Consider the following 12,122-nt stretch of genomic DNA (forward strand, 5'->3'; position numbering starts at 1 on the left):
GGGTTTCCGCACCAAAGATAGAGAAAAAGGAAAGAGGGGCTAACTTTGTGCATGGAACTTAAAAAGATACTAAACAAAGTAGCTGATTTTCGGGTGCAAGGCCGCTGCTTACATCTATTAGCAGATATTTTAGGCTTAGTTTTATGTGGGGTAATAGCCGATTGTGATGACTTTGACGAGATAGCAGATTATGGCAAAGATAATACAGCGTTTCTGCAGCAAGAACTAGGATTAAGTTTTGTTAATGGTATACCTTCTGCTGACACTTTAAATCGGGTGATCAGACACCTGGATAGCCATAGTTTGGAGCAATGCTTCAAAGCGTGTGTAGCTGGCTTCTCCTTAGCAGGCAAGCAGGTATGTATAGATGGCAAAGAATTGAGAGGTACTATACCTGCAGGCAAAAAGCATGCTTTGGTTCGTATGGTCAATGTATGGGTAGAGGAACATAGCTTAAGCTTTGGACAAGTAGCCGTAGAAGCCAAGAGTAATGAGATTACAACTATTCCTGCTTTATTAGATACCCTTGATTGCAAAGGTAGTATCATTACTATAGATGCTATTGCTTGTCAGCAGGCAATTGTAGAAAAGATCAGGGATAAGCAAGCCCATTATGTGATTGCCCTAAAGGCTAATCAAGGTGTACTCTATGAGCAGGTAGCCCATTTTATGCAAATCAATAAGTCTGCTCTCGCTTTTAATCAGCAACTAGATAAAGCCCATGGCAGAGGAGAAGAACGTAGGGTATATATTGCTCAATGCATTGATTTGGTAGAGGAAAAGGAAAAATGGCAGGACTTACATACTTTAGTCATGGTAGAAAGAAAACGCATTATAGCAGGCAAAAAGCAAGAACAAACCCTGTTCTATATAAGCAGTTTAACAGATACAGACCCTGCCTTGTACAGCCGCTACATAAGAGGCCATTGGGCGATAGAGAATGGCTTGCATTGGCAACTAGATGTTACCTTTAGGGAAGATGAGGCTAAAGTCAGGAAAGATAAAGGACCCATCAATCTGCATCTGATTAGAAAGTGGTCTTTGCATCTGCTCAAAAAAGAGCCTTCTTGCGTGAGTGTCAAACGGAAAAGAAAAAAAGCTAACAGAGACACTAATTTCCTGTTAGCTATTCTTAAAACTTAATATTTAGTGCGGAAACCCTAAAACAAAAGTGAATTTGGAGTACTACTACTTAAAGAATATTAGATTCAGGTAAATATGCCGATTTTGATACTTGCGCCGTCTTACTTTTCTTTTGCATGCCCAAAAGAAAAGTAACAAAAGATTCTCGAGCATGTGAATGCGAAGAGAACCAACACAGTTGTGGCAGCACCAACAAAGCCTGTTTTACGCCAGATAAAATCATCGCACAAACCTCCGGCTTACCCACAGGCCAAAACCGGCCACACTGTTGCTGCACCATCCACCGCACTCTTGCTAGATTCATAGTAATAAAATTCAAGTAAATAGATTAAAAACTCCGAATTCAGGTTAAAATATATAAGGGATTCATACTAATTTTTCATTTCATGCAGGTACGGCGCAGATGCCTGGGCACCCATCCTGGTAACAGAAATAGCTGCCGCTCTACAGGCAAATTCAACCGCTGCAATCAACGGTTGTTCATTGGCAAGTGCAACGGCTAAAGCGCCATTAAAGACATCACCAGCGGCAGTAGTATCTACTGGTTCTACTTTGGGAGCCGCTATGAGTCTGGAGGTAGCACCGTTGTATACAAAAGCACCTTTGCTGCCCATCGTAATTACTACCTGGCTAACTCCTTTCTCTTGCAAAGCCTGGGCAGCTTTAGCGGCACTTGCTTCATCGGTCACCTGGATGCCGGTTAAAATTTCAGCTTCTGTTTCGTTGGGAGTGATCAGGTACAAATCCCGGAATACTTCTTCCGGCAAAGCCTGCGCAGGTGCCGGATTTATAATTACTTTTTTGCCCAGCTTCTGCATCTGATGAATGGCGTACGTAACCGTGGAAATGGGAATTTCGAGTTGCAATAAAATTACCTCAGCTTTGCTTATAAGTACCTGTGCTGTGTCAATATCCCTTTCGGTTAGCTGTGCATTGGCACCTGGAGCAACAGCAATTACATTTTCGCCTTTGGCATCTACCAATATCAGTGCTACTCCGGAAGGATGCCCGGCATCAATATGGATACAAGAAGTATCAATCCCTTCTCTGGCAAACTGTTCGATGGCTTGTTTTCCGAATACATCATTCCCGGTTCTGGCAATAAACACTACTTCACCACCCAGTCTGGCGGCGGCAACCGCCTGATTGGCTCCTTTTCCGCCGGGAAACATATAAAACTGGCCACCCAGAATGGTTTCTCCGGGCAAAGGAAGTTTGTCAGACTTTACCACCATATCTGTATTAGAACTCCCAATCACAATAATCTTTTCAGGCATAGGCATTCAATAGATGAGGCTATAAATTATATGTTTCTTTGGAAGCGTACAATTAAAATTTCATTCTTACCGATTTTGACCTTTGTTGATGACTCAAAATTTTTGACCTCAAACTTGGGTTCGGATATTTGCACAGAAAATGAAAAGACAGGAACATTTACTAGCAGAGGTACAAAATTTCGGGTTTTTTGGATAAATTGCTGAAATATTATGTGCCCAGTCTTATTGCAGAATATCGCCTCCCGAAAGCTAATTTTTGACTCAAATTTTCTATATACTATTCAATGAACTACTCCTATTCTCTGGTCTATTCTGTTAAAAAGCGTAATCAATGGCTTATTGAAAAACACACCACTGCTATACTTTCCATGCTACTGTTGTTAAGCTTGTTTTCCTGCCAAAGCAATGAGCCAAAAAAAGCACTGGTTTTATTGAAATCCGGAGCTGATCAGGCAGCTTCGTTAAGTACACTTCAAAAAGTGAGCAGTGAGCTGAAAATTCAGGTAGATACTACCACTCAACCGGCATATGTGAATGAAGATTCTTTGAGTAAATACGCCTCTGTTGTATTCTTAAATCTTCCTCTGGATACATTGGAGTATGTGCAACAAGCCGATTTAGAGCGTTTTATTCAGGCTGGCGGTGGGCTACTGGCTATCAATGCTGCTAAAGATACGGTTCGCAACTGGCCATGGTATGAGCAGGTAAATGGAGAAAGACTAAAAGCATCACAAGCTTCTTGGAAAAAAGAATCTGCTGGCGGACGGATATTTTTTGCACAGATTGCTGGGAAAGATGCCAATATAAAGTTAAAAGAGGGTTTAGGAGATTTGATACCTGAAGGACTCGAATTTGTAACAAATAACGCTAAACTTGATTTTGCTAAAGCTACCACCGAAAGGGTACCGGAATCTAATCGCTTTGTCATGGAGGTGCTGGATACGTATATGTATGAGCCGATGGAAATGGTGATCTTTAAAGATGGCCGGGTATTGTATCTGGAACGCCGGGGTGATGTAAAACTATATGATCCAACAACCAAGAAAACCAGAGTGATAGCTAAATTCGATGTAAGCATCACCGGTAATTATGAAGATGGTATGCTGGGTGTGGCGCTTGATCCCAATTATGAACAGAACAACTGGATTTATATCAACTATTCCCCGGCCGGCAAGGTGCCCAAGCAAAATGTATCCAGGTTTGAAATGAAGGGCGACAGTTTGATTCTAAGTTCTGAGAAGATCGTACTGGAAATTCCTACGCAACGGGAAACCTGCTGTCATTCCGGCGGGCACCTGGAATTTGGTCCGAATGGCGATTTGTACATTTCTACCGGTGATAATACCAGTTCCAAAGAATCGGATGGCTTTACACCGATTGATGAACGTCCTGGCCGGGCACCTTTCGATGCGCAGAAATCTTCCGGCAATACCCATGACTTAAGGGGAAAAATCCTGCGCATTCACCCCGAACCCAATGGCACTTATACTATTCCTAATGGAAATCTATTTCCCAAAGATGGCTCTCAGGGAAAACCAGAAATTTATGTGATGGGTACCCGGAATGCCTTCCGTTTCACTATAGATGATCATAATGGATTTGTATACTGGGGCGATGTAGGTCCGGATGGAGGCGTGAGCAATGAACGCGGGCCCCAAAGCCATGATGAATGGAACCAGGCAAGAAAACCAGGCAATTACGGATGGCCGTATTTTGTAGCCGATAATAAAGCCTACGCTGATTTTGATTTTGCCACCAATAAGATCGGCCCCACATTTAATCCGGAACGTCCGGAAAATCTGTCACCCAATAATACTGGTAGCAAAATATTGCCACCTGCTCAAAAGCCGATGATCTGGTATCCGTATGGTGAATCCAAAGAGTTTCCAAGTCTGGGCAAAGGTTCCAGAAGTGCGATGGCTGGACCAGTGTATTACTATGATGATTTCAAAAATGCTACTACCAAATTCCCAAAATATTTCGATAAAAAGCTCTTTATTTATGAATGGGCCCGTAGCTGGGTAAAAGTCGTTTCGTTTGACAAAGATGTAAATCTGGCGAAAATCGAGCCTTTCCTGCCGGAGCAGGAATGGTACAAACCCATCGACATGAAATTTGGCGCAGATGGTTCTTTGTATGTATTGCAGTATGGGGCTAATTATTTTGAGCACAACCCGGATTCCCGTCTGGTAAAAATTACCTATGTGGAGGGCAACCGTGAACCCAAAGCCGAACTGATTGCCGATAAAACCGTAGGCGCTGCGCCACTTACCGTAAAGTTATCTGCTGAAAAATCATTCGACTACGACCGCAATGATAAATTAACCTACGCCTGGGAAACTGGCGAAGGCTCTCAAAGCAGTAATAGTGCGCAAACAACTGTTACTTACGCCAAACCAGGTATTTACCGCCCGAAAGTAACGGTAACAGATAGTGAAGGAAAAAAAGCACAAGCCGAAGTAGAAGTAAAAGTAGGTAATGAACCACCGCAAGTAGCCATTGACCTGAATGGAGCCAATCAATCTTTCTATTTCGATAACCAGCCCCTCACCTACAAAGTAAATATCACAGATAAAGAAGATGGTACCCTGCAAATCGGCATCGACCCATCGGCCGTATTTGTGTCATTCGACTACTTGAAAGAAGGAAAAGACCTGGCATTACTTGAATCCAATACCCAGATGACTGGCGGTGTTCAGTTCCTGCAAGGCAAAACTTTGATCGCTAACAGTGATTGCAAATCCTGCCATAACCTGGATCAGAAATCCATTGGTCCGAGCTATAAAGAAGTTGCGGTACGCTATAAAGGTAAAAATGCCCAGGAGATGCTGGCGGAGAAAATTCTGAAAGGCGGCAATGGCAACTGGGGAAAAAACATGATGGCAGCACATCCGCAGCACAACAAGCAGGAAGCTACACAGATGGTGAATTATATATTATCGCTGAGTGAAGAAAACAAAGCCCTGCCGCTGGAAGGTACGTTTACTACGGCTGAGCATACTCAAACAAAAACGGCTGGCTCCTATGTGATCCGGGCGAGTTATACGGATAAAGGCAATCCAGTGGTGGGCAATCTCACTACCAGTAAAATTCTGGTATTGCGCCATCCGAAGGTAGAAGCCGAAGATTTTGAACTCTCCCAGAATGCAGGCCGGCGGCACGTTGATGGCAATGATCTCTCCTTTGTAGGGGATATACAGAATGGCTCTTATATTGGCTTTAAAAATATAGACCTGACTGGCATTACTAAGCTTGTATTCCATGGGTTATCCCCTGTGACAGGCAGCAAAATTGAAGTAAGAATAGATGCTCCCAATGGTGAACTTATTGCTACCGCAGATTTTCCTCAGAATACAAGCCAGGAAAGGGAAAAGATAGATTCCATCACAGCTCCGGTTAGCAATCCAGGTGGCCAGCACGACCTGTATTTCGTATTCCGTAACCCAGCTGTGAAAGAGAACATCGTCTTTCTGGACTGGATCTATTTTGATGGAGGCAAAGGCCCGATTCCGACGCAGTAATCATGTAGTATAGAATGTGGTATAATTAACCAAGGAATGCAGAATGAAGGTCTAAATCTCTCATTTTGCATTCCTTGGTTGTTTTTATATAGTAGCTAATACCGGTATAAGAGTTAAAGTCTTGATATTGATAACAGACAGAATGTTCCTGATTGAACCTTTTTTAAGTTAATTTTTAGCAATTTTTACCCCTAAACGTCTAAAATAAGCAAAATACAGTCAGAAGTTGCCAAAATAGAGGGAGTTTTTGAGATTGAAATAAATATTTTTGTAAAATATTGTACTATACTTATTTATATACGCTTTAAAGTATTCTACAACTGTCAAGCAGGTCTTTAAAAAGACTAAGGATAAAGTCTATACACACTTTCAAACGGATACACTTTTGAAGAAGTATTAAAAAGCAATCAGCCTATTCGGTTTACTTCAGATAACCAGAATAACATACTAAACTCTTTAAAATATCATCTTTTATCTGTATCAATAATCACGCATCGGTATCATATAAGCCAAGATATATTCAATAAAAAATATTGCATTTCTAATATATGATTTCACATTTCCTATATAGATCTTAGTATGGAAGCGCAGAGTGACTTTTGTAGTTAAGGAACATGTTATATTTCTGGTAGAAAGAGGTAGGGAGATGTCTGCAGAAGTATTCAGAAGACAAGATATACTCCGCTTTGGCCGGTATAATAATGCCTGATATTTTCATTTAGCTGGCCCTATTCTGAAGGCTCAGTTTAATACCAATAAGTAAAAGCAAAATACCAGGTTACTAATAAATAAAGGTGAAATAGTTTTTGTATTACTAAATAAGGAGTGCAGTGATAAATTTACCTGCATTCTTTATTTCTTTCAATTGGTAACTTCACTTTGTTGCAGAGTATAACTCAAAGAAGCATCTTTATATGGATGTTGAAGAAAGAATGGATAATACCTCTCATTCGCTTTTCTGCTGTCTGCATTTTTTGTGCGGCCTGTAAAAACACAACTGAAACAGATCTAACTCATTCCTAAAATTCACTTTTACTCTTCTTTCTCCAAACGAAACAGGAATTACTATGACCAATACCATTTCTTACACTGAATAATTTAGTTCGTAGGTCTTCCATATTCTTTAATAAAGGGTACCTTAAATTACTGCTCCCTCCGGGCAGAGTGGAATCAATATCAGAGGACAAGTACGTAATATTGTTCAACTAACGGTTGGCAATGAAAAGGTACTTCTGTTTGCTATAAATAATGCGCCTGTAAAAATTGTATCCACCAATAAACCTATCAGAAGGAATTGATTGCAAATATTTACCTGTAAAACAGGACATAAGTTTTCTGATTTATTCTTTTTAGCAAGATCCATTGTATATTCGCTTTCTATGGAACACTACGAAGACCAGGTAAAATATGAGCTGAGTGTATGGCAATTATCGATGGAAAAAGGAGAATCTGCTTCCGGACGATTAGCCAAGGGCATACAGGACAAGATCAATACTATTATTCCGGAAAAAGTACACCAGGTAGTTACAGAAGGCATTAAGCATATGGTAAGAGCCGTATTGGCTGGCTCTGAATACACAGCCACCGATCCTATGAATATAGGTTCTCTGGAAGAAAGGGAGAAATTAATAAAAGATAAAATTGAAGCCTATAAAAAACTGGCTGCTGTAGAAGGAGCCGGAACCGGCGCAGGTGGTTTTTTACTTTCTCTGGCCGATTTTCCACTTTTGCTGGGTTTAAAAATAAAACTGCTTTATGAGATTGCCGGATTATATGGCTACAAAGTAAAAGATTACCAGGAAAGGGTGTTTATTCTCTATGTTTTTCAGCTAGCCTTCTCCAGTACCAACACACGCAAAGAAACCTATCAGAAAATCCTCAACTGGGATACCACCACACAAACCCATCTGGCTGGTATGTCTGTGTTCGACTGGCGCAGCTTTCAGCAGGAATACCGGGATTATATAGACTTAGCTAAACTCCTGCAACTGGTTCCGGGAATTGGTGCTGTGGTGGGTGCTTTTGCTAATCACCGGCTGGTAGATAAGCTGGGCGAAACAGCCATGAATGCTTACCGTTTGCGTTGGTATAATACTGCCCAGAAATATATATACCGCTAGAAATACTTTGTATAGATGACCAGATACTAAAAGGCATAACCTAAGGTCTGGCTGCTCATTTTAGTATGATCATAAAAAATCCCCGGAAATAATTAGTATCCGGGGATTTCTGTTTAAGAGGATTGAAAAATACTATTTCAACATTGACTTTATTCAACTGAAATATCCTGCGCTGGCTGCTGGGTTTCCGGTGATTTGGGTAGAATAACAGACAATATCCCATCTTCTTGTCTGGCTTTTATGCCGGCAGTATCAATCTGACTATTGAGGTTTACCATTCTTTCAAATGATTTTACCGGGTATTCCTGCCGGATGAAATTCGGCTCCTTGTCTGCATCAATCGTCCTGGTACCACTGATGTACAGGACATCATCTACTACCGAAATTTTGATATTTTCTTTGGCAAATCCCACCGCATAGATATCTACCTGGTAATGGGTTTCATGGTCGGATATATTAATGGGTACATTGTATTTAGGCCGTCTCGGATAGCCGCCATAAGCGCCTGGTCCAAATTTTTCAAAGAATTTTTTGTAGGCATGACCACCTTCCCAGGCGCCCCATGCCGGATTGCATTTTCCGTACATAATGAAAGGTTTATTGTTTGATTAGTATATTATTGATTTTTAGGTATATCGACTGGTGGATTTTCCTGCCGGGAATCTGATCCGGCATGTTCTCTTTGCCAGGAACCATGATTACCGCAATGATAGCGGCTATAGTGGCCATGTGCATGGAAGCTATGCCTGCTTCTGTATTGAGGTCCGGCAAAAGCCATCAGGCTTGCATAGGTGAGGGCGGCGGCTGCAAAACCAACGAGCAGCCTTGTACTTCTTCTCATAGGTGTAATTAGTTTAATGTGGGGTATTGATCTGTATTTTTTCTTCAGGTCTGCGAGGTGCCGGATAACAAGGTGCGTTAAATTTTTGCCGGAAGGCTCTATACTCTTCCTCGCTCATGTTGCGGATGGTGTCGGCAAAAGCCGGATGGAAGCCGCCAAATCTACCTCCACGCCATCCCCAGTATCTTCTCCCTCTGAATAATCTGAACAATGCACCAATGATTAAGAAGAATAACAGGGCTCTCAACAGAAAGAAGGGCATTACGAATAAGGCGGCCCCAGCCAGTGTGCCTATAAGTATGGGTTTAATGAGTTGCTTTGTCATGATGGTAATTGTTTAAATGATACCCTTTCTATCCGGGAAGACGGGCCACTTTAAAAATTACTCTATCCTTTTTGAATATTTTTTCAAAATCTTTCTCTGGGTTTTTTCAGCCTTCAAAAAAGAAAACCAGCAGTATAACATTGCCAGTTGTTCAGCACAGGTATTGCTGCCTTGTGAGGGGAATTAATTATGTTTTATAAAAATCTGCTTCTGAAATGATCACGGCACTTGCAAGACAGTTGTTACTTACCTGCAAAAAAATTAGCTACCTGCCATACGATGCAAATGCAAAGTATACACAGGTAGCTAAAGTTGAAAGTTATTAAAGATGGCCTTATAAATTCTAGTCAGAACAGACTTTACGGCCAGCAGATCTGTTTTATATTATACCTCCCAGCCTTTTCTGTAGGTTCTTCCTACAAATTGGTTGGCTTCTTCCAGGTTCGTAATTTTCATGTTTTCGCCATCCCATAATAGCTTTCTGCGGGCAAAAAAGTCTTGTTGTCCTTTGCCGTTGTCTTTTCTCAACATAAAACTACGAATGGCCAGATTTCCCATGAGTACAGTTTCGGTCATAGGGCCGGCATAATCAAAAGAAGATGTTAAGCCTTTGTGCTCCTTGCTATTAAAACCAGCTTTACAGGCATCTACCCATTTCCGCTGATGGCCATATTCAGGTTCCTCCGTTGAGCCTGTTTCAGGACCAAACTCAGTTTTGCCGTCATTGAGGTATAATTTTGGCATCAGGGGTGAACTGTCGTTGATGTTAGTGGAAATGATACCTTTATCGCCGATCATTAACACGCCATTGGCACTGTTGGCTCCCCCGATATCCTGGTTGGCAGGAATAATTTCCGGATGGGAAGGCCGTATTCCGCCATCACTCCAGGTCATTTCAATAGGAGATTTACTTTTTTCGGTGGCTCCAAAATGCAAAGTAATAAAGGAAGAAGCCGGGCAACCTTCCGGATTATAATCAGCTGTCCACATCTGGCTATATACTGAACCTACACTGCACTCTGCATCGGTAGGATATTTCAAGCCTAAAGTTCTGAAAGGAATATCGATCAAATGGCATCCTACATCGCCCAGAGCGCCTGTTCCATAATTCCACCATCCTCTCCAGTTGAAGGGATGCAGATTTGGCGTATAAGGCATGTATTCCGCAGGTCCTAACCAAAGATCCCAGTTTAAATCTTTCGGTTTTTTGCTTTCATCAGGCTTGGGCATGGCATATCCTTGCGGCCATACTGGGCGGTTGGTCCAGATTTGCACTTTTGATATTTTACCGATCTCTCCGGAATCCACCCATTTTTTCACCATATTGTGGAGCAGTGGATTGGAGGCACCCTGGTTACCCATCTGGGAAACAATCTTTTTGTCCCGGGCCATCTTGGTAAGCATCCTGGCTTCCCGTATATTGTGGGTTAAGGGTTTCTGAACGTATACATGTTTGCCTCTTTCCATGGCAAAAGCGGCGGCAGGGCCATGCACATGGTCGGGGGTAGAGATGGTAACGGCATCAAGAGCTTTTTCCTTATCCAGCATTTCCCTATAATCAGCATACAATTTTGCCTTGGGAAATTCCAGGACAGTTTTTGCGGCTGAGCCTGAAAAATCCACATCGCAAAGAGCAACTATATTTTCACGGCCTTTTACAGAAGCATTCCGGATATCGCTGGCTCCTTTGCCACCTGCGCCAATGGCAGCTATATTTAATTTATCGCTGGGAGCCGTAAATCCAACCCCTCCCAATACATGCCTTGGCACAATAAAAAAAGAGGAAGCGATCATGCTGTTTTTAATAAATGATCTGCGGGAAGCGTCGGGTTGCTGTTCGTTTGGTTCATTCATGGTGTTACTTAATTTAAGTTTTATGGCAAGTATGATAAAAATTGTTTCTATTCCCTGTTAGCCTGTTGTTCTGCCCTATAGCAAATGACTCTGCTTTACTGCTGTTCAATATACCTTGTGAGTAAAACCAGATTCAAATAACCAGAAGAAAATATATAGACTGACTCCCATCAAGTGAGCTGGCTTAAAAAATTTCAAGTTAGTAAAATAAAACAATCTGGAGGAGGAGAAATGTAAATTTTTGTGGAACATATATAATCTTTCTGGACTGTATTTTTCACCACCCTGATGCCAGACCTTTATAATCAGGTGATATAAACAGCTATGATCTCTTAAAATGTATATTTGGAAGAGCTTATTATCAGATGCTTTGCAATAACGGATACAGGTTTCTTTTATCTATTTCGGGCGTTTTTTAATTACCTGGTAACTCAGTTGTATGGTCCCGTTGCCATAGGTTTTACTGTTGAGTAAAGAGAGCCAGACGTTAGCTTTTAATTCCTCTACCATCAATTTTCCTTTTCCCAGCATCACCGGGATAATAGCAATAGAGATTTCATCTACCAGTCCTGCATCCAACAGGGAAGCCAGCAGACAGGCCCCTCCAAAAATCGCAATATCTTTTCCTTCCTGATTTTTAATTTTTTCTGCTTTTTTTCTTGGATTTCTTTATGAGTTATAATAGATACCGGTTTTTCTTAATTGCTAACTCGGTAAGGATTAACACTCCTAGTAATATAAATAGTAGGATAGTCAGCATTACAAACTGAGGGAATACTCCAATGCCAGCTGAAGTAAGTAAAGCTACTACTCCAATCAGCATAATTCTATTCCCTATAAATCTGCTGAATGCTTCTTTATCCTTTACCTTATCTATGAATAAGTTAGGGAATGAGATTATCTCTATGGATTGATTTTGTTTGAATAGATATCCTATCAATAGACAAAGTACTCCACACCAAGAAATCATAACGACTAATATAATACTTGTTGATTCCATAATTTTTACTGGTTAGTGGTTTGATCAATAACGCCTTATGA

Annotated in this window: 11 protein-coding genes; 3 read left to right on the plus strand and 8 right to left on the minus strand. The window is 41.2% G+C overall.

The window, feature by feature from the left end; all coding sequences use genetic code 11:
• Window positions 1-51 precede the first annotated feature (51 nt).
• Entirely contained in the window at window positions 52-1,143 is a 1,092-nt protein-coding gene (locus tag GXP67_RS22190; protein ID WP_162441340.1) for an ISAs1 family transposase, read from the plus strand.
• 49 nt (window positions 1,144-1,192) lie between these two features.
• Here the strand turns inward: GXP67_RS22190 and GXP67_RS22195 are convergent, their stop codons facing one another.
• Both GXP67_RS22195 and rbsK read right to left on the minus strand, forming a co-directional pair.
• Window positions 1,193-1,447 (minus strand): hypothetical protein, encoded by a 255-nt coding sequence (locus GXP67_RS22195; RefSeq protein ID WP_162445144.1) that lies wholly within the window; start codon window positions 1,445-1,447, stop codon window positions 1,193-1,195.
• Window positions 1,448-1,514: 67 nt separating this feature from the next.
• The gene (gene rbsK / locus GXP67_RS22200; RefSeq protein WP_162445145.1) at window positions 1,515-2,420 is read right to left on the minus strand and encodes a ribokinase; all 906 of its coding nucleotides are present in this window, start codon (window positions 2,418-2,420) and stop codon (window positions 1,515-1,517) included.
• Window positions 2,421-2,704: 284 nt separating this feature from the next.
• Between rbsK and GXP67_RS22205 the strand changes: the two genes are divergently transcribed.
• Window positions 2,705-5,941, plus strand: coding sequence for a PQQ-dependent sugar dehydrogenase (locus tag GXP67_RS22205; RefSeq protein ID WP_162445146.1), 3,237 nt, complete (start codon window positions 2,705-2,707; stop codon window positions 5,939-5,941).
• A 1,379-nt stretch (window positions 5,942-7,320) separates the two neighbouring features.
• The gene (locus GXP67_RS22210; protein WP_162445147.1) at window positions 7,321-8,061 is read left to right on the plus strand and encodes an EcsC family protein; all 741 of its coding nucleotides are present in this window, start codon (window positions 7,321-7,323) and stop codon (window positions 8,059-8,061) included.
• A 149-nt stretch (window positions 8,062-8,210) separates the two neighbouring features.
• Here GXP67_RS22210 and GXP67_RS22215 read toward each other — a convergent pair whose 3' ends face one another.
• From GXP67_RS22215 to GXP67_RS22240, 6 genes are all read right to left on the minus strand, one after another.
• A complete protein-coding gene (locus tag GXP67_RS22215; protein ID WP_162445148.1) occupies window positions 8,211-8,648 on the minus strand; it encodes an Hsp20/alpha crystallin family protein in 438 nt (145 codons plus the stop codon).
• 29 nt (window positions 8,649-8,677) lie between these two features.
• The gene (locus tag GXP67_RS22220; protein ID WP_162445149.1) at window positions 8,678-8,902 is read right to left on the minus strand and encodes a hypothetical protein; all 225 of its coding nucleotides are present in this window, start codon (window positions 8,900-8,902) and stop codon (window positions 8,678-8,680) included.
• A 13-nt stretch (window positions 8,903-8,915) separates the two neighbouring features.
• A complete protein-coding gene (locus tag GXP67_RS22225) occupies window positions 8,916-9,227 on the minus strand; it encodes a hypothetical protein (protein WP_162445150.1) in 312 nt (103 codons plus the stop codon).
• Window positions 9,228-9,611: 384 nt separating this feature from the next.
• Complete coding sequence (locus GXP67_RS22230) at window positions 9,612-11,081, minus strand: Gfo/Idh/MocA family protein (protein WP_162445151.1); 1,470 nt, start codon at window positions 11,079-11,081, stop codon at window positions 9,612-9,614.
• Between the two features lie 399 nt (window positions 11,082-11,480).
• Window positions 11,481-11,723, minus strand: coding sequence for a dihydrofolate reductase family protein (locus tag GXP67_RS22235; RefSeq protein WP_162448023.1), 243 nt, complete (start codon window positions 11,721-11,723; stop codon window positions 11,481-11,483).
• A gap of 34 nt (window positions 11,724-11,757) precedes the next feature.
• Entirely contained in the window at window positions 11,758-12,081 is a 324-nt protein-coding gene (locus GXP67_RS22240) for a hypothetical protein (protein ID WP_162445152.1), read from the minus strand.
• Window positions 12,082-12,122: the final 41 nt, after the last annotated feature.

The sequence above is a fragment of the Rhodocytophaga rosea genome (genome assembly GCF_010119975.1).
GTDB lineage: Bacteria > Bacteroidota > Bacteroidia > Cytophagales > 172606-1 > Rhodocytophaga > Rhodocytophaga rosea.